The sequence below is a fragment of the Flavobacterium sp. Sr18 genome (genome assembly GCF_011064265.1).
GTDB lineage: Bacteria > Bacteroidota > Bacteroidia > Flavobacteriales > Flavobacteriaceae > Flavobacterium > Flavobacterium petrolei.
In genome coordinates this window covers 926,790-945,752 of sequence record NZ_CP049329.1, presented here as the reverse complement: position 1 = coordinate 945,752, position 18,963 = coordinate 926,790, and the positions used below count along the sequence as shown (strand labels likewise).

The following is an 18,963-nucleotide window of genomic DNA, read 5'->3' as shown; positions in this document are numbered from 1 at the left end:
ATAGGTTTCTAATGAAAGAGAATTAACCCTATTTTTGCAATTAAAATAAAGAAAGTTGAAGGTATATTTTTTAGGAACTGGCACGTCACAAGGGATTCCTGTTATTGGGAGTAATCATCCCGTTTGTAAAAGCACTGATTTTAAAGATAAAAGACTACGAGTTTCGGTGTGGATTTCTTGGGGAAATTACTCTTTTGTTATTGATTGCGGACCTGATTTTAGACAGCAAATGCTATCCTCCAATTGTCAGAAAGTAGACGGAATTCTTTTTACCCACGAACATTCAGATCACACTGCAGGAATTGATGATATTCGTCCTTTTAATTTTAAACAAGGTGAAATCCCAATTTACGCACATCAAAGAGTGCTCCATAATTTGAGAAAACGTTTTGATTACGTTTTTGAAACAGTCAATAAATATCCGGGTGCGCCATCTGTGGAAACTATCGAAGTGGTCAATAATCAATCCTTTTCTATTGGAAATAAAACAGCTGTTCCCATAAATGTGATGCATGGAAATCTTCAGGTTTTTGGGTACCGAATTGATGACTTTGCCTATTTAACAGATGTAAAAACTGTTGAAAACAGTGAAATTGCAAAGTTGAAAAATCTAAAAGTATTGGTTATAAATGCTTTGCGGGAAGAACCCCATGAAACGCATTTCAATTTGAAAGAAGCCTTGGATTTTATAACTTTGGTGCAACCCAAAAAAGCGTATCTCACTCATATTAGTCATATTATGGGATACCATGAAGAAGTTCAAAAAAACCTTCCGGATAACGTCTTCTTGGCCTACGATAATTTAGAAATTACAATTTAATTTTAACTACAATGAAAAAATCATTATTCCTTTATCTAACTATTTTGGCTGTTCTTTCGACTGTTTTTACCTACATGTTCTTAAGTAAACAGGTGACATTTGAACAAAATAGATACGATAAGACCACAAAAAAATTAAGAGACAGTTTAAGCTTAGTTTCGAATCAGTTGGTAGATGCCAACTATTTTTCTTTAGAAAAGAATGAAAATGCCCAAAATTATTTTGATTCAGGAAATGGAGATAAAATGATTCAATTTGAAAAATTAATTCCTGTTGTTACTGAAAAATTAATGGATTTTAACGCCAATCCAAAAGGAAATCCTTATACCGGTCAAGACCAAATTGGGACTAATAAATTTATTATTAACAAAATAAAAATACTAAACCACAGATGGATTATAGCGGATTATAGTGATGGTGAAATTTGGGGCGAAGTTTTGTTGAAATATTTTGTCAATCCTGATGAAAGCATTTCTTTTGAAGTGAATCAATCGCTGTTGTATCAGAAATAAATAAGCAGTCGCAGTTTTCAGATAGTATACCCTGACAACTGCTACTGATTACTGAAAATTATTTTTCCTGAAGCCAATTTTTGAAGTCATAAAAGTTCTGTGGAGCAACTCCATGACCAATTGGATATTCTTTATAGGTTAAATTTATTCCTAAATTTTCTACTATTGCAGGCGTTTTTCTTGCCCATTCTACTGGAATTACCTGATCTACCGTTCCGTGTGAAGCAAATATTTTCAGATTATTAAAGTTGTTTTTGAGGTAATCCTCAGCTACAATTTCTAAATTCAAATACCCGCTCATAGCTACTACTTTCTGAACTTTTTCAGGATAAGAAAGTGCAACTGCGTAACTCAAAATAGCGCCTTGGCTGAAGCCAACTAAAGCAATTTGTTTCTCATCAATTGGATAATTGGCAATTAACTCATCAATAAATCCAGCTATTAAATCCCTAGAAACTTTAGCTTGTTCGTGGTCAGAAAATTTGTTTTCGTCCGCATCAAAGTTAATGGCGTACCAAGCAAAAGCACCGTATTGCATATCATAAGGCGCACGCGCTGAAATAATGTAATATTCTTCCGGAAGTTCAGTGGCAAATGAAAATAAATCTTCTTCATTGCTTCCGTATCCATGCAATAAAAGGATTAGAGGATTCTTGTCTAATTTTATTTTTGGTTCTCTTATTTTGTATTCTAAAGATAAATTCATTGTAATTATGATATGTTTGATAGCCATTTTTGATAATAAGCCCCTAATAATGGAACTGGTTTTGTTTCTCCTTTTATAGCACTTGTAATGCCATACGACCATAAAACAAATACGAAAATCCACATGGGAGCGGATATCATCAAGCTGTCAAAATTGCTGATGATTAATCCCAATGATATGAATGTTAAGGTAAGTCCCAGTCCTTGTCGGATGTGAAAGGAGGCAAATGCATTTTTATCCTCTGAGTTTATTGACATCGCTATGAAAACGCCAATTCCTAAAATATAACTGGTAATCGCTGCAGTTTTACCTGACTCAGAATTATTATTATTATTATTATTCATTTTTCTATGCTAAAATTAATTTTCCTTGATTCACAATTCCGTATACTTTCCCTTTTATTTCAGCACCTAGAAAAGCAGAATTTTTAGATTTGGATAAAATAGATGATTTTGTAAAAATGCTTTTTGGTTCTGGATTAAATAAGGTAATATTTGCTTTTGAACCTTCATTAATCGTTTCTGTTTCGATTCCAAAAGTTGTTTTTCCGGATGTCAATTTATCTATTACAGTTTCTAATGGCAATACAGTCATCAAAGCTCCAAAAGCACTTTCCATTCCAATTGTTCCATTTTTGGCACCGTCAAATTCCATTTTCTTGTGTTCGATGTCCATCGGATTATGGTCGGATGTAATCATATCAATCGTTCCATCTTTGACTCCTTTCAGTAATGCTTTTCTGTCGGTTTCAGTTCTAAGTGGAGGCGAAACTTTATAACGGGTATCAAAACCTTCCAGTTTTTCATCGGTTAAAACCAAATGATGTACAGCAGCACTGCACGTTACATGTAGTCCATTGGCTTTAGCCTCTTTGATTAATTGAACTGATTTTTTAGTGGAAATTGTTGGAATGTGAAGTTTTCCTCCGGTGTATTCTAACAGGAATAAATTTCTTGCGATTTGTAATTCTTCGGCAAGATTTGGAATTCCTTTTAAACCTAATCGGGTTGAAACAATACCTTCATTCGCTACTCCATTTCCTTTTATATTTTCGTCTTGGGAAAAAGCAAGAATCAATCCATCAAAATCCTGAACATATTGTAAAGCAATTTTTAGCAAATTAGCATTATCCAAACTTTTATTATAATCACCAAAAGCAACTGCTCCTGCATTTTTCATGTCATACAATTCTGCCATGTCTTTTCCCGCACTTTCTTTGCTCAAAGCGCCAATAGGATACAGTTGAGTTGCAGAACCTTGTGCTTTATTCAAAACAAAATTCACTTGAGATTGATTGTCAATAATAGGGAAGGAGTTGGGTTGTAATGCGATTGCTGTAAAACCGCTTTTAGCAGCAACATTGAGTCCGTTTGAAATGGTTTCTCGGTCTTCAAAACCAGGTTCTCCTAGAGAAACGCTGCTGTCAAACCAGCCTTGTGAAACATGTAAATTATCAAGTTGTAATTCGTCTACTTTATCTGGATTTGGAAGTGATGTTCCAATTTTTTTTATAAAACCATCAATAATTAAAATATCTGCAGTCTTATTATGAAACGGACTTTTCGAATCGATTATTTTGGCGCCTCTGATGATTAATTTCATATGTAGATAATATTTGTTTTTTTAATGGAATATGGAATTCGTATTACTGTATTAACTCTTGCAACCAAACTCATTTCAAATTGAGTTTTAAAGTATTTGACTTACATTATTTACTTCACGAATCGTATAATTGCCATTTCGCTAATCAGAAATAACAGTGCAAAGATAACAAACCATTTCCAAATTTGATTGTCAGTTCTGTCAGTTTGTAAAGTATCAAATAGCGATGGGATGGATTCGATTGTTTTATAGTCAGAAAGAATATTGTCATTGGCTGAAGCCAAATTACTTTCAGTTCTGTTGTAATTAAAACTGATGTTTTCCACCCATTCTTTTTTATTGAAAATGGTAAAGTTTCCAGCTTGTTCCGGATAATCATTGAAAGTCATTTTGACTTTATTATTCAGAATTTGTTGGATAGGAATGAATTGTTCGTCCGAGCCTTTTACCGTTAAAATAGCGTCTTTATTTAGCGATACTTCTGTCAAGTGTGGATTGTTATTCCCAATTGTCAAAGCATTTACACCGTTGTTTTGATTGTTCATCGCCATCTTGTAAAATGTAGGTACAATTAATGGAGATTGCTGAAAATTTGAATTTTCGGTGTTGATAGGAGCTGCAAAAACGGCAACTGCTGAAACCGAATTCGCTATCGAAGTCAAGAAAACACTTTGGTCCTCATAAGACAAAGCAGCAGAATTGGAACTGGATAATATAAATGAACTTTTAGTTTTTGGATATTGAAAATTAGTCACTTTATTTTCAAAAACGCTATTGAATATGGGATGATTGAAGTTGATTTTAGTAATCAGTTTTTCTCTGTTTTCTAAAGAATCGAATCTCAGATTTCCAAAATTCGAAATAAAAGAATTCAAATTGGTAATGGAATTTATCGCTGAAGGAATCACAATTAGATTTCCGCCTTTTTCTACAAAAGATTTCAATGTGGTTGACAAAGCTTGAGGGATTTCATCTAATTCATTGAGAACAATTGCGTCCTGTTCCTCCAGTTTATTGTAATCCAATGCGCTTAAGGTATAATTGCTAAAGTTGAATTCTTCACTGGTGTAAATTCGGGAAAGGAAGTTGCTTTTTGCCGGTTCTCCAATGCTGATAATATTGGTTTTCTTAGTTTTAGAAATGCTAAAATACAAGGTGTTATCATAAGACAAACCATTATCAGCTATCGAAAAATAACCATGAAAAGCTTGTTTTGGAATCGTAAAGTTGAGATTTTTTTTCTTCGTGTCTAAAGTTACTATCGTTTTAGCAATAAGCTTATTTTCATTGTATAGAGAAATTGGAATCGGTTTGAAATCATCTCCATAACCGGATATTTGGACGCTCATTTCATAAAAATTGTCCAATGTTTTATTGATGAAAACGCTGTCAATAGAAACATTGTTTTTTTGTTCTGCTTTTGGGATTATAAATAAAGGAGAATCAGTTGCATCACTATTTTTCAATTGTTTTTCATCAAGACCAATAGCATCGGTAATGATAACGATATCTTTTTTAAAAGCTGATTTATGCGCTTTTATTTTGGCCATTATATTGTCCAATTGGAACGGAGTGGCGCTGTATTTTAGATTTTGCAGAGCACTACGAACCGACTTTATATCCGTGTTCCAATAATTTTCGGAATTGGTGAGCAAAGAAAAATTGACGTTTTCCGGAGTTTCTTCTAGTAATTCCTGAACAGCTCGTTTTAGCAATTCCCCTTTTTTGCCTTTGGCTTGCATACTAAAAGAATTGTCTAAAATGATATACAATTCGTTGTTGGCATTTTTACTGTCTTTAGACTCAAAAAAAGGCTGCGTAAATGCTATAATAATACAAGTTAGCAGTAATAAACGACAGGTGAGAAGCAGCCATTTCTTGATTTTAGAGCTTTTTCTAGTTTGAATCGAAAGTGCTTTTAAGAAACGAACATTAGTGAAATATTCTTTTTTGAAACGGCGTAATTGAAATAAATGAACCAAAATTGGAACAATCAACAAGAACAGAAAGTATAAAATTTCGGGATGTTTAAAATGCATTCTGAGGTTGAGTTTACTTCACTGGATTTTATTTTCAATGAAGTTCATTGAATTTCGTGAGTCAAAAATACAAATTTGTTGACAGTTTTGGTTGAAGTTGTTATAATTTTTCAAAGGAATAAACAATTGACATTCATTATGGATATAATGTGTATTTTAGCTTTTCAATAAAATTTAAAAACATGAAAAAGCCGTTTGCTATTGTTCTACTAATTTTCATTTTTACAAGTGTTCAGGCACAAAAAAATAAATTCAATTTACTGATTGGAACCTATACTCAAAGTTGTGACAGTAAAGGAATTTATGTGTATGAATTTGATTCGAAAACAGGTGATTTTAGTTTTAAAAATGCTACTGAAAAGGTTATAAATCCAAGTTATTTGACGGTTTCAAAAGATAATAATTTTGTTTATTCCGTAAATGAGTTTGGTGCTGAAAGTTCGGTAAGTTCTTTTAGTTATAATCCAGCAAGCGGAAAATTAGACTTAATCAACAAGCAAAGTTCGAAAGGTGCTGATCCTTGTTACATTATAAACGATGATAAAAATGTGATCGTTGCCAATTATTCTGGTGGTAATATTTCTGTTTTTGGTAAAAATATCGACGGAAGTCTAGCTGAAGCAAAGCAAGTGATTCAACATTATGGAAAAGGGACGAATACGCAAAGACAAGAAGGTCCACATGTGCATATGGTTCATTTTTCTCCAGATAAAAAGTTTGTTTTGTCTAACAATTTAGGGAATGACAAAGTGTATTCCTATGCCTATAATCCTAATGTTGCAAATACTGTTTTAGAATTAAAAGATAGTATTTCAGCGAAATCGGGTAGTGGACCCAGACATTTAACTTTTAGCAAAGACGGGAAATTTGTTTATTTATTACAGGAACTCGACGGTGCGTTAACGGTATTTAGTTACTCAAACGGAATTTTAGAGAAAATCGATGAAACGACTATTTTAGATAAAGATTTGAAAGGAAAGTTTAGTTCTGCGGATATCCATATTTCGCCTGACGGGAAGTTTTTATATGCTTCTAATCGCGGTGAAGCCAATAATATTACAATTTTTAAAATTCAAAAAAACGGAAAATTAGTATTGAAAGGAGAAACCAGCACTTTAGGAAAAGGACCTAGAAATTTTGCGATTGATCCAACAGGTAATTTTCTTTTGGTAGCACATCAATATACCAATGATGTGGTAATTTTTAAAAGAGATAAAAAGACCGGATTACTTACTGATACTGGAAAAAAAATAGCATTATGCGCTCCGGTTTGTTTAGTTTTTACTAATAATTAAACTTGAGAATCAATATAATTCACAAAAAAAACGGGTTGAAAATGTTTCCATTTTTAACCCGTTTTTATATTTTATCTTGTGTCCCAGATGATTTAAAAATATCAGGATTTAGAACTGAGGACTATTTATTCTTGTCTTTTCTCTTTTTGTCTCTGGTTTTTAGCATATTTCTATTGACAGAACCATGTGTTTTTTTCTTTGTTACACCAGGTCCACCCAAGTTGACTTTCTTGTTCTTTTTACTTTTCTCTTGAAAAGCGCCATCTCCATCAAGTTTCTGTTTTTTCATTAAAAACTTAATTGGTTGTCTGTCTTTTTCAGGCTCTATTAATTTGGATGAAACTTCAACGGTTTGTGGGAAAGGTTCAATTGCCAATTCCATATTCATCAGTACTTCGACCTCTACTTTGAACTCTTCTTCGCGAGGCGCAATAAAACTTATTGCGGTTCCTGAAGCATCGGCACGACCTGTTCTACCAATTCTGTGCATATACAATTCGGGCATTTCGGGCATTTCAAAATTGATTACGTGTGTAATATTCGAAATGTCTAAACCTCTGGCCATAATATCTGTAGTAATTAAACCACGTAAATTTCCTTCTTGAAAGGAAGCCATCGTGCTCAAACGATAATTTTGTGATTTATTGGAGTGAATTACTCCAAACTGACCGTCAAAATCTTCTTCGATTCGCTCGAGAACCAAATCCGAAATCTTTTTATTATTGACAAATACCAGAACACGACTCATGTCCTTGTTATTTTGCAACAAGTGCTTTAAAAGGTTTATTTTGGTATTGAAATTAAGAACTTGATAGGAGAATTGTTTGATATTTTCCAATGGTGTTCCTGAAGCAGAAAGCGTAACTTCTTCCGGATAATCAAAATAATCATTCAAAATTGCATCTACTTCATCCGTCATTGTAGCCGAAAAAAGGATGTTTTGACGTTTTTTTGGCATCATCGCTAAGATAGCGGTCAATTGCGTACGAAATCCTAAATTTAGCATTTCATCAAACTCATCAATTACTAGTTTTTGCATTTCTTCAAAACGAATGACATTGTCCAGTGTTAAGTCCATGATTCTTCCTGGAGTTCCCACAAGTATGTCGCAACCTTGGTAAACGGTGGTTTTTTGAGTATTAATATTGACACCACCAAAAATTCCAATAGTTCTAACCGACATGTATTTGGTCAGTTTTTCAACTTCTTCCACAACTTGAACTACAAGTTCACGTGTAGGAACCAGAATCACTATTTTTGGAGTATGTCCGGGGGTGAATTTATATAGTTTTAACAAAGGCAATAGGTAAGCAAATGTTTTACCGGTACCGGTTTGAGCGATTCCCATCATATCTCTTCCGGACATGATCACAGAAAAAGTTTTTTCCTGAATTGGAGTGGGAGTAGTAAATCCTAAATCATCAATCGCTTTTTGTACGGATTTCGGAAGGTTGAATTGCTCAAAAGTAGTCATTTGCTTAAATTTTTTGCAAATATAGTCTTTTTGAAAGTAATGCTCAAAATCAACATTTTTCAGAGGCTATTTAGCTTCATATTTGAATTAATGATTTAATAATCGCTTCACTCTCAATACTAATTCGTTTGGATTAAAAGGTTTTGCAATGAAATCATCGGCACCAAGTTTAAATGCTTCGCTAACAGAATGTTCCTCTTCGCCTAAGGCAGATAATGCAATTATAGCTTTATTTTTGTAATTACTTTTTACAAAGCTAATTACTTCTAATCCTGATTTATACGGTAATAATAAATCAGTGATTACCATGTCAGGATTTATGGTGTGTAATTGTTCAATAGCACTTAGACCATCTCTAATTACGCTCAACTGATATCCTTCCTTGTTTAATATAAATGTGAGGATTTTAATCATTAACTCATCATCTTCAATAATTAGTATTTTTTTGTCGCTATTCATTTGAGTTATTTTATTTGTTGTAAAGTTCAATTTCATCAATCATTACCATCGGTTTTTTGTTTTTCCGTTTTCTCCAATTTGGTAAATCTTCCTGATTCTGCACGACTAATTTTATTTTTTCAAAAGTGCTGAAACTTTTATCCACAATCTCTATTTCACTACTTTTTACTTCATAATTTTCTATTAAATTTGCGAATTTTTTTTCAGTTATCAGGTTCCATTTTTTGTTTTTATATCCAAATATTGTGATTTTCTGTGGTAGAAAAATCCAACTTCTTTGGTTATCTAAAAAGTGCATCTTAATAAGATTAAAATCTAAATTTTTTGTAATTATTTCTATTTCAGGATTGTTTCCATACCATCCAATCCAATTGATGTTATAATCTGTGTGTCCAGTTATGCCATCAACAAGTCCAGCACTTCCTTTACCTGAGTATTCCGTTGATGATGGTGTCAAAATATTAATTTCTAGTTTTTCTCCAAGATGTGTTGCCGTATTTTTAGTTATTTCCAGCCAATTCTGGTAATATTGGTCAGGAGACAATCCATCTTCGCTCAGTTCGTAAATTCCAAATTCATTGCACGCCTCAGCAAATTTCGACACCCTTTCAGTTAGGCTGGGTTTTACTTCTTTTTCACCATTGGCATTGACGATGAACATCCCATGTTGTTCTTTCCCGTAATACTTGGATTGCTCAAAAAACACATATTCTAATGCAAGACGTAATTTTTTTATTCGGGAATATAAAATGGGGTCTTCATTCACTGACATGGATGCTTCTTCCAGTAATTGGTCATATTGTACCATCGCTTTTGGAGATAGAAAGGTATTTCTACTTTGAATAGGTCCAGAATAAATGTCTAAAGTGCGATTCGAATTTTCTTGGTTTTTGGACAAAAGATTTAAATATTCTTTAATTGAAGAGGCAGCATTTCCGTAAAAACCTCTTAAGAAGTCATCGGTAGTTGCTTCGATATCTATTTCAGTATCCCATAATAATTTGGCTAAAAGATATTGTCGTAATTCCGAAAAATCTCCGGGAACATCAGCGTAACCTTGTACAAATAATCCTTTGACATTATTTTTTTTGAAAAGTTTATAATTATCTGAAAATGTATGTATGTTAGGAAAAGGAGATAAATAATTTGAAAATTGCACGGTATAATCCCATAAATATAAATTGGAAGCTGTTTTCCCCCAGTTTTGTAATATTTTTATAAAAGGTTTATTTTCAGTATCATTCTGTATCGATTTTCCTCGGTTTAATTCTATAGGGCAAAATAAAGTGTAAATATTTGATTGGATTTTTAAATTAGTTGGTGCTTTGAAGGTGTGTTGGTACGCCAGTGTAGCAATTTTTGTTTTCGGAAAATGTTTTGCAATTTTATTCAAAAAAAAATACAGAGAGCCTTGCGGTCCTCCATGTTTTTCATTCAATGATTTGCATTTATCGCACTCACAATATACAGCATCATCATTTTGACTGACAGATATAAATGATGCTTTAGGATTGTCAGTAATAATTTGAGTCATTTTTTTTATTACCGTATTAACGACAGTTTCGTTAGTCATACAAAGTGATTCCGGTCTTCGTTTCCCCTCGTATAAAGCAAAAAATTCAGGATTTGTTTTGAAAAATTCTTTTGCTGGTAAAAGTATATGAAATGAGTGTCCCCAAATACTGAAATCGTCTAAATGCCAATCTAATTTGTGCCAATCGCGAAAATCTTCATCAAAAGCATCTGGATAAAAAAGTACCCGATATTCAAATGAAGGATTATGTATTTGGGTTGTGTTTTTTGGAAAAATAACACGATTTAATTTTGGAATATAAAGATCTTTCGAAGTAAATTTTCTAAAGCCCCAATTTTCAAGTAAAGTATAAACGGCGTATCGAAGCAGTTTTTCATTGGCTGCGTCCAAGTAGATAATGGTATCATCACTTTTGATACTAAAACTATTTTTGTCTTTTTTATTTTTAGAATTTGTTATAGTTAGATGAATTGTCGCAGTAGTTTTCTCCGAATTTCCTGAGTTACTTTTGATGATGAAAGGATTAGAAAAACTTCGGTCTAAATACTTTTTTAAAATATTTGCAGCTGGTTTTGCATTTTCGTTCATGAATTCAATAGCATTTTCCTCCCCAGGTTTATTCTCAATTATAATGTTAGATTGAGCCATAGTTTTGAAGTTAAAAAGAACCAAAAAAAACAGAAAGTAAATCAAGTTCAGCCTTTTATTTAACATATTTTAGAATTTATATTGGAACATTAATGAGAGTTCCAATTCATTTTGTGTTAAGTTTCGAACGTATTCTTGTTGATTATAGGTAAGTTGAATTCCTATAATATAATGATTGTTGAATATTCGGTAATAACCGGCACCCAACCGATACGAATCCAGTGAAATTCGCTCTTTAAATTGTCCTAAAGTAGTCCGCTCTTCCGGGGAAGAACCGTAGCCAGAGGTAAAAGTTACGTAATCAAATCGTGTATCAAAATAATATCGCATAGTCAAGGTAACAGCGGGATAATAATCTTGTTTGTCTTTTTGAATAAAAGTTCTCAGATTAATCCAATAGGACGCAATATATTTCCCGAGACCAATAACTACGGTATTAAATTCAGTACCATCTTGGGTTTTTAAATAGCGGAGACCTAAATCGCCTTCCCAGCCTTTTTTAAAATTTTGATAAAAAGAATATCCCAGTCTTATTTTTGGAAAAACAAGATCATTACTGTATGCCGCGCTCACATAGGAATAATTGTTTTTGCCCGTAAAAAAATACGATTCGGCTTCATATTGAATTCCGTCAGCTATACTCTGACCTGAGGATAACCGATCAGCATAATTGATTCTCCCAATCAAGGATCCCCATTGGCGTTCTCTTATGTATTGAAAACCCAGTAAATGCCATGGTCCGTATCCTTTTCTGTCAAAAGTGGTATAACTGTAATTGATACCTGCTCGATCCGATTTCATCTTTGATTCCAGTTGAAAAATCAGTTGTGTAATGGCATCATCATTTGGATTTTTTGCTTGTAACGTTTTTAAATATTCATATTCTTTTTTTCTATCCTTTTGCAACTGGAAAACAGTAAGTTTTTTTTGTTCAAAGTTTTTATTTCCAGGATGTTTCGTAAGGGCTTGGTCTATTGTAACTATAGCATTATTGTAATTTTCATCCTCTAATTCAAGATTGATTAAATAGTTAAAAGTGTCTTCATTGTCGGGATTTTTTTCTATATAATAGTTGTAATAATATCTAGCGCTATCCTTCTTTTGCAGTAAATCATAGTTTCTACCCAAAAGCAAATAGTAATCTAAATACGCAGGAGCAATTTTTTTCCCTAATAAAGCTCTTTCAATATTTTTTTCATAGTTTTTATTGGTTTGCATGTCTTTTATAATGACCGTGAGTAGACTATCAGAATCAATTTTTTGAGCTGATAAATTTGGGTTAGACAGTAATAATAAAAAAATTAAAAAACTGGCAGTGTTTAAAATTTTGTTTAGAATCATAATGTTACTTTTTCAGTTGTTGCAAATCCTTTTCGAATCATAACGCCCCATTTTTGTTCTGTTTGTCTAAAAAAGAACCAATAACCCTTTAACGATGCGTATACATTCAAAGGATGATATACGAATGGTTCTATGATGGCCATTAAAATCAAGACCATTAATTCTTTGTAATTAGCATAGCTTTTGTACAATAAATCGTCAATTAGGATGGATATTAGTGTAATTAATAAATAAAATATATAGACAAACAATCCCATAGTGACGAGATATTCAATATTTATGGAGTGGTTGAAAAATCCTATAATCAGTGCGATAATTCCAAGTAATTCAACAATTGGTACTAAGAATTCGAATACAAAGAAAAAGGGTAAAATCAAGAATGCTGTTTTACCATATTTTGGGTTTAAAAACATTTTTCGGTGCAGAAAAAGCGTCTGAACAAGTCCTCTGGCCCACCTGGTACGTTGTCTCAGCAACACTTCCCTTGTATCTGGAACTTCAGTCCAGCACAACGATTCCGGAATGTATTTAATTAAGAATTTTTGCTTATTTTCATGCATGTGTTTTCGCATTCGGGTGATTAGTTCCATATCTTCGCCTAACGATTTATGCCAATAACCACCTACTTTAATAGCTATTTCTTTGTCAAACATTCCTAATCCGCCAGAAACTAAAAGCAAACCATTGATTTGGCTCCAAGCCATTCTGCCAAAAAGAAACGAGCGAACATATTCTAATTCCTGAAATCTAGGATACCAGTCTTTAGGGAAATGCACTTTATGCAAAAAGCCATCTTTTACCTCACAGGAATTCGATATTCTGATTCCGGCACCCGTTGCGATTACGCGGGTTTCATTTTCCATAAATGGCTTTGCTAATTTAAGAATTGTATCTCTTTTGAGAATACAATCGACATCAGTACAGAGAAACAAAGGATATTGTGACGAATTTATTCCTGCATTGGATCCATCCGCTTTACTTTTTCCGTTTTCTTTATCCACGACCATAAGTTTGGAATATATAGGATTAGTGGATTTATAATGACCCCGAACGGGTCTGGTCACAATTTTTTCCTGATAATAGAAATCAATTTTTACTAATTCAAATTCCGTGATCAACTTGGTTAACGTGTCATCTGTGCTTCCATCATTGACAATAATGATTTCGTATTTTGGATACGTCAGTGACAATAATGATTTTACATTATAAACGATGCTAACGCCCTCATTAAAAGCTGGTGCAACAATGGATACGCCTAACAAATGATTCGATCTAATAAGAATATCTTCCGAAATATATTTTTGGTATCTAAGATGTTTTAGTATAGCAAAATAGGAAAGAATGGACAGTAAAACGTAGAATAAAATGTAGGTAAGCGAGAAAAGTGAAACGAATATTTCATAAAAGTGAATAAGGTGATATGTGAGACTGTTTATCATTATAAATATATTTCTCTGACATGTTTTGTCATTTTTGTAATATCAAAATCATTGATTGCTACTAAATTCAGTTCTATTTTGTCTAATTCGTTTAGGCATGCAACTGCTTTGAGTTTTATGTCTTTATTAGTCGCTTTCGGAATTATATTTTCTAAAAAAGGAACTATACTTTCATCACCTATAACCATTAATGTTTCTAGAATTTCTAATTGAATATCAGGAGATACTTTATTGAAAAGTTGTATCAAATCCGTTTTAGCTTCTGTCAGAAACAGTTCTCGGATCGCGATAATAGCCTCTTTTTTTAAAGTATCATCATCATTATAAATTAATGAAATAATTCCTTTAGCTTGTTTTCTATAATTGTAGTACACCATTATCTTCAGCCCTAATTTCGTGACCGAATTATTTTCTGTTTCAATCCATTCATCAATATTTTTAGGAATAGCGATTTTTTTTTCATGTAAAATATCCATTATTTTTATCATATTCAGATGCGATATAGCGGACGATTGTTGTTTCAAACTTTCCATGTGATTTTCGGATAAGGAAATGTAAGCCATGTTAGCATTTGACCGAATCACAATATTCGGGTGTTTCAGATAGGGTTTTATTAAAGCACTTCCTTTTTTATAATCTAAAGCCTGAAAATGATAAAAGCCCTCGCATTTATAAAAACTTCTAAAATCACGGATTAATCGTGCGGAGTATTTATCAAGATTAAAAGCTTGGTAAAAAACATTGATTTGTTCCGATGCTTTTCCTTTTAAACTGTGCTTAAAACGAATCATATCATTGATGATCATTTCCTTGCACCAAGTCTTATGAAGCGGTATTTCTTTTTTAAAGAGGGATAATTTAGTACTTAATTTTTTGTCCTTTCGATCTGACAGAATAATTTCAGTCAAAAAAGTTTCAGCTTTATTGCTTATTGCTTCTCTGCGGGGTTTGTTGTGTTCGTAGCGTATTCTTTTTAACAATAAAAAAATTGTCAATAATAAGGTTGAAAACAATAGGAATGGAATAATGTAATATTGCAGGTAGTTAGTGATTAAATCCATGATTAGCAGTATTTTATAATATAATATTACAAATAAAATAAAGCTTAAAGAAATATTTTCGACGTATAACATTTAAATCCTTTAAAACACATAATACAAAAAAAGCAATGTTATTTTTTGCAGAATTTCTATTTTTAGAAATTTATTTTTCGCAGTTTTATTAGAGTCTTTGAATTTAATTAAGGATTTTTTATCAAAGCTACGAGTAGAGTAGGGATTTCATTTTTTTACCGTGTATTATTCGAACATTATACACCGAAACAATTCATAAGTCTAAATTGTATTAATGGTAAACTCTTTTTTTGGAAGCTAAAGAAGGATTTACAAAGTAAATAGGTTGCCTTTATTTGAAGTTTAATTAATAAGATGAATCAACAGAGAATGCCCAAAAGGAATTTCCTTGTTGAAATATTGTTTCTTGGTGTAAAAACGCTTAAAATCCCTCGAAAACACCTAATCCAAATAAAGCAAAATCATATTTAACAGGATCAGCATTGTCAAATTCACGAAGTTTCAAATCCAATTCAGACAAGGCTTTACCATCGTTCTGTTTTCTGGTTAATATTCCTAATTTTCTGGCTACATTTCCGGAATGTACGTCCAAAGGGCAGGATAATGAAGCTGGTGAAATGCTTTTCCAAATTCCTAAATCGACTCCTTTATTGTCTTGACGAATCATCCATCTCAGATACATGTTGATCCTTTTTGCAGCCGAATTATTCAGCGGATCTGATACATGTTTTTGGGTTCTGTACTGGTGTGGAATTTCGAAGAATATTTTCTTGAATTCATGGATGCTTTTTTGCATTGAATGGGTTTCCTGATGTTTATTGAAAACCGATTCTAAACCCCCATGATTGGTGTAAATATGTTGTAAACTTTTGATGAAACTGGTAAAATCTATTCCGTTGAACGTGCGGTGTACAAAAGTTTCCAATCGTTCTAAATCATTTTCGGTGTGCGACATCACAAAATCATAGGGCGCATTTCCCATTAAATCCATCATTCGATGAGAATTTTTGATAATCATCGTGCGATTTCCCCAAGCAATGGTAGCGCTTAAAAAACCGGCAATTTCAATATCTTCTTTTTGTGAAAATAAATGCGGAATTTGTACCGGATCGCTTTCTATGAAATCGAGTGTATTGTATTGCAAGACTTTTTCGTCGAGGAAATCTTTAAGTTCTGATGGATTCATTATCGATTTATGACTTTGGATACTTAATTTTTTTAGTAAGTACGGCTTGTTGTTGCGTGGTATAGCCCAGATAGAAACGGCATCCTTTTTATTTTTCCTTTAAAAAAAAAAAGATACAGTGTATAGCTGGAAATAGCTCCTAATTACTAATTAAACCGTCCACCATTATTAGTTTTCTGTCGGCCATATTGGCTAAATCCTCGTTGTGTGTTACAATGACAAAGGTTTGTCCTAACTCATCGCGTAGTTTGAAAAATAATTGATGCAGGTTTTCAGCAGAAGCTGTGTCGAGATTTCCCGAAGGCTCATCAGCAAAAATGATGGCTGGTTTATTAATCAGCGCTCTAGCCACTGCCACACGTTGCTGTTCTCCACCCGAAAGTTCGTTGGGTTTGTGATTCATTCGGTGCGAAAGACCAAGGTAGGTTAACAATTTTTTCGCTTCAATTTCCGTCTCCTCTTTGGGTTTATTAGCAATGAAAGCGGGAATACACACATTTTCCAGTGCGGTAAATTCTGGTAATAATTGGTGAAATTGGAATATAAATCCTAAATTTAAGTTTCTGAACTTCGATAAGGTTTTGTCATTCATCGTAAGAATGTCTTCATTGTTGATGCGCAACTCAATTCCGTTTTCAACGGTTGGCTTGTCTAAAGTTCCAAGAATTTGTAAAAGTGTTGTTTTTCCTGCACCGGAAGCACCTACTATAGAAACTATTTCTCCTTTTTTAATATGTAAATCAACTCCTTTCAACACATGCAGTTGATCGTAATATTTATGTAGATTTTTGGCTTGTATCATTTTGAAACTGTTTTTACAAAGAAACAAAGATTTTAATGATTATGAATTGGAACACCAATTATTTTCCTTTGACAAACTATAAACTTTAGTTAACAGAGAATATTCACAACGATTTATTGAATAAATTTGATTCTAAATCAGACAAATTATGAAAAAAATAATTGGAGTTTTTTTGGCGCTATTGCCTTTTTCATTTTGTGCAAAAGAAAAGAATATTACTTTACCAAAAAGTATAGAAACAAAAAATATGGAAATACAAAACGGAATGGAAGTTGCAACCTTTGCAGGAGGTTGTTTTTGGTGTACTGAAGCAGTTTTTTTAGAACTGGACGGTGTAAGTAAGGTAGTTTCAGGATATATAGGTGGAAACACGGTGAATCCTACATACCAGGAAATCAGTACTGGTGATACTGGTCATGCCGAAGCGATTGAGATTACGTTTGATCCCAATAAAATAAGTTTTGGGGAATTATTAGAAATATTCTTTGCTACGCACGACCCTACGACATTGAACCGCCAAGGAAATGATATTGGGACACAATACCGCAGCGAAATTTTTTATCATAATCCTTTTCAAAAACAATTGTCCGAAGATTATATCGGTTTGATGACTACTGAAAATACATTTGGAAAACCAATTGTCACTAAAATTTCATCAGCAACAAAGTTCTATGTAGCCGAAGATTATCATCAAAACTACTACAATCAGAACAAAACTCAGGGCTATTGCAGTTATGTGATTACTCCTAAAATTGATAAATTGAAAAAATTATATCAGGATAAGCTCAAAAAATAATTGGCATTAGATTTGTAAGTATTCTGGAAAATAATAATCTAAATACTATGGCAGAACAAGTGTCCGTTAGTGCAGTAAATAACAAAACTAGAAATCTGGTGTTAGGAATTCTGTTTGATGCCATTGGAATGCTTTCATTTAGCGTTCCTTTCATCGGTGAATTTTCAGATGTAATCTGGGCTCCTTTAGCCGGTTTTTTAATGACTTGGATGTATAAAGGAACAATAGGAAGAGTAGGAGGAGTAGTTACATTTCTGGAAGAAATTTTACCTTTTTCGGATTTTATTCCAACGTTTACCTTAACCTGGATTTATAATTATGTAATTAAAAACAAAAATGCCTCGTAATTCGAGGCATTTTTTGTTAGTCGTTAAAAAGAAATCCTAATCCCAATCGTTTCAGCATCTTTTTTTCGAAAGCCCAAAAGAATTTAAACTGTCCAAACAAAAAGCCAATAAGGACTAAAAGCACTTGATAAATTGGAAAAATTAGAATTAACCGAATTGGAGTAAACCAAAAGCCTAAATCTTCTCTTGTAATTCCAAGCCAAAAACAAAAAGGTTTAGAAAGCCACGCCGATGCAGATCCGGTTATCGCAAAAACAATAAATATGATGGTAAGTTGAAAATTGCTGTCAATTCCCCAACGTTGTTTAAGTTTGTTCATTTTTATTTATAATGAATACAAATATAGTGACATTATCTGATGGGGACAAAACCAAAAAGTTTTTGTTTGTAGGTGTTTTGAAAATAAATCATGTAATTGTATATCAAATAATTTACCTCATATCCATAATCAATATTAGGGTCATAATTGATTGTCATTTCATATAAATTAGGATCATATCGTTGCGGTTGCAATACTCTATTGTTCCATTCCGTCACATATAGTTGGTTTTTCATTTCCAAAAAAGATTGAGAATGATAATTGCGGGGCAAAGCTCTTGAATTTAACCATAAACTAAAACCTGGGTCAATAATTATTACCTCATATTCCAGTTCATCATTGGCAATTCGGACGGTATCGCCTTGAGCGGCAACAGATTTTTCAGTACTTGGAAATGAAGTTTTTGAAGTTGTACAACTTAAAAACACACAAAAAAGGACGATTATAATGTAGTAACTGTTTTTCATGACGGAAAAATTGAACCATAAAGTTACAAAAATAAAACGCTGTCTAATAGTGTTTTAAAAAAAATAAATCATCTGTTATTAGCAGATGATTTATTATAATTTAT

General features: G+C 32.7%; 19 protein-coding genes. 5 read left to right on the top strand and 14 right to left on the bottom strand.

All coding sequences use genetic code 11. The annotated features are described in order from the left end of the window. The first annotated feature begins 55 nt into the window (after nucleotides 1–55). Both G7A72_RS04280 and G7A72_RS04275 read left to right on the top strand, forming a co-directional pair. Nucleotides 56–820 (top strand): MBL fold metallo-hydrolase, encoded by a 765-nt coding sequence (locus G7A72_RS04280; RefSeq protein WP_165151561.1) that lies wholly within the window; start codon nucleotides 56–58, stop codon nucleotides 818–820. Between the two features lie 11 nt (nucleotides 821–831). Then, on the top strand, nucleotides 832–1,332 hold the full coding sequence (locus G7A72_RS04275; RefSeq protein ID WP_165151560.1) for a hypothetical protein: 501 nt from the start codon (nucleotides 832–834) through the stop codon (nucleotides 1,330–1,332). A gap of 58 nt (nucleotides 1,333–1,390) precedes the next feature. Here the strand turns inward: G7A72_RS04275 and G7A72_RS04270 are convergent, their stop codons facing one another. The 4 genes from G7A72_RS04270 to G7A72_RS04255 form a co-directional block, all read right to left on the bottom strand. Beyond that, a complete protein-coding gene (locus tag G7A72_RS04270) occupies nucleotides 1,391–2,038 on the bottom strand; it encodes an alpha/beta hydrolase (RefSeq protein WP_165153627.1) in 648 nt (215 codons plus the stop codon). Between the two features lie 5 nt (nucleotides 2,039–2,043). Further along, complete coding sequence (locus G7A72_RS04265) at nucleotides 2,044–2,382, bottom strand: hypothetical protein (RefSeq protein WP_165151559.1); 339 nt, start codon at nucleotides 2,380–2,382, stop codon at nucleotides 2,044–2,046. Nucleotides 2,383–2,386: 4 nt separating this feature from the next. Then, on the bottom strand, nucleotides 2,387–3,640 hold the full coding sequence (locus G7A72_RS04260) for a dihydroorotase family protein (protein ID WP_165151558.1): 1,254 nt from the start codon (nucleotides 3,638–3,640) through the stop codon (nucleotides 2,387–2,389). Between the two features lie 110 nt (nucleotides 3,641–3,750). Further along, nucleotides 3,751–5,679 carry a BatA domain-containing protein gene (locus G7A72_RS04255; RefSeq protein ID WP_165151557.1) on the bottom strand — a complete coding sequence of 643 codons (1,929 nt, stop codon included), beginning with the start codon at nucleotides 5,677–5,679 and terminating at the stop codon, nucleotides 3,751–3,753. Nucleotides 5,680–5,861: 182 nt separating this feature from the next. Between G7A72_RS04255 and G7A72_RS04250 the strand changes: the two genes are divergently transcribed. Beyond that, nucleotides 5,862–6,974 carry a lactonase family protein gene (locus tag G7A72_RS04250; RefSeq protein ID WP_165151556.1) on the top strand — a complete coding sequence of 371 codons (1,113 nt, stop codon included), beginning with the start codon at nucleotides 5,862–5,864 and terminating at the stop codon, nucleotides 6,972–6,974. A 121-nt stretch (nucleotides 6,975–7,095) separates the two neighbouring features. Here the strand turns inward: G7A72_RS04250 and G7A72_RS04245 are convergent, their stop codons facing one another. The 8 genes from G7A72_RS04245 to G7A72_RS04210 all read right to left on the bottom strand — a co-directional run bounded on the left by G7A72_RS04245 (nucleotide 7,096) and on the right by G7A72_RS04210 (nucleotide 16,930). Next, nucleotides 7,096–8,448 (bottom strand): DEAD/DEAH box helicase, encoded by a 1,353-nt coding sequence (locus G7A72_RS04245; RefSeq protein WP_165151555.1) that lies wholly within the window; start codon nucleotides 8,446–8,448, stop codon nucleotides 7,096–7,098. A gap of 87 nt (nucleotides 8,449–8,535) precedes the next feature. Continuing rightward, nucleotides 8,536–8,907, bottom strand: a complete 372-nt coding sequence (locus G7A72_RS04240) for a response regulator transcription factor (RefSeq protein WP_165151554.1) — start codon at nucleotides 8,905–8,907, stop codon at nucleotides 8,536–8,538. A 10-nt stretch (nucleotides 8,908–8,917) separates the two neighbouring features. After that, complete coding sequence (locus tag G7A72_RS04235; RefSeq protein ID WP_241258573.1) at nucleotides 8,918–11,089, bottom strand: DUF4838 domain-containing protein; 2,172 nt, start codon at nucleotides 11,087–11,089, stop codon at nucleotides 8,918–8,920. 69 nt (nucleotides 11,090–11,158) lie between these two features. Further along, complete coding sequence (locus G7A72_RS04230; protein ID WP_165151553.1) at nucleotides 11,159–12,430, bottom strand: YaiO family outer membrane beta-barrel protein; 1,272 nt, start codon at nucleotides 12,428–12,430, stop codon at nucleotides 11,159–11,161. After that, nucleotides 12,427–13,869: a glycosyltransferase gene (locus G7A72_RS04225; RefSeq protein ID WP_165151552.1), complete on the bottom strand. Its 1,443-nt coding sequence runs from the start codon at nucleotides 13,867–13,869 to the stop codon at nucleotides 12,427–12,429. The genes G7A72_RS04230 and G7A72_RS04225 overlap by 4 nt, the downstream gene beginning before the upstream one ends. Continuing rightward, nucleotides 13,869–14,930 carry a HEAT repeat domain-containing protein gene (locus G7A72_RS04220; protein ID WP_165151551.1) on the bottom strand — a complete coding sequence of 354 codons (1,062 nt, stop codon included), beginning with the start codon at nucleotides 14,928–14,930 and terminating at the stop codon, nucleotides 13,869–13,871. Before G7A72_RS04220 ends, G7A72_RS04225 begins: the two co-directional genes overlap by 1 nt. Nucleotides 14,931–15,363: 433 nt before the next feature. Beyond that, a complete protein-coding gene (locus G7A72_RS04215) occupies nucleotides 15,364–16,128 on the bottom strand; it encodes a TIGR02757 family protein (RefSeq protein ID WP_165151550.1) in 765 nt (254 codons plus the stop codon). A 139-nt stretch (nucleotides 16,129–16,267) separates the two neighbouring features. Then, nucleotides 16,268–16,930, bottom strand: a complete 663-nt coding sequence (locus tag G7A72_RS04210) for an ABC transporter ATP-binding protein (protein ID WP_165151549.1) — start codon at nucleotides 16,928–16,930, stop codon at nucleotides 16,268–16,270. Between the two features lie 247 nt (nucleotides 16,931–17,177). Here G7A72_RS04210 and msrA point away from each other — a divergent pair, with 247 nt between their 5' ends. Both msrA and G7A72_RS04200 read left to right on the top strand, forming a co-directional pair. Beyond that, on the top strand, nucleotides 17,178–17,726 hold the full coding sequence (msrA, locus tag G7A72_RS04205) for a peptide-methionine (S)-S-oxide reductase MsrA (RefSeq protein ID WP_206531546.1): 549 nt from the start codon (nucleotides 17,178–17,180) through the stop codon (nucleotides 17,724–17,726). A gap of 47 nt (nucleotides 17,727–17,773) precedes the next feature. Then, nucleotides 17,774–18,073, top strand: a complete 300-nt coding sequence (locus G7A72_RS04200; RefSeq protein ID WP_165151547.1) for a hypothetical protein — start codon at nucleotides 17,774–17,776, stop codon at nucleotides 18,071–18,073. Nucleotides 18,074–18,089: 16 nt separating this feature from the next. Here the strand turns inward: G7A72_RS04200 and G7A72_RS04195 are convergent, their stop codons facing one another. Both G7A72_RS04195 and G7A72_RS04190 read right to left on the bottom strand, forming a co-directional pair. Next, nucleotides 18,090–18,392, bottom strand: coding sequence for a DUF6787 family protein (locus G7A72_RS04195; RefSeq protein WP_165151546.1), 303 nt, complete (start codon nucleotides 18,390–18,392; stop codon nucleotides 18,090–18,092). A gap of 32 nt (nucleotides 18,393–18,424) precedes the next feature. Beyond that, nucleotides 18,425–18,859 carry a DUF6146 family protein gene (locus G7A72_RS04190; protein WP_165151545.1) on the bottom strand — a complete coding sequence of 145 codons (435 nt, stop codon included), beginning with the start codon at nucleotides 18,857–18,859 and terminating at the stop codon, nucleotides 18,425–18,427. Nucleotides 18,860–18,963 lie beyond the last annotated feature (104 nt).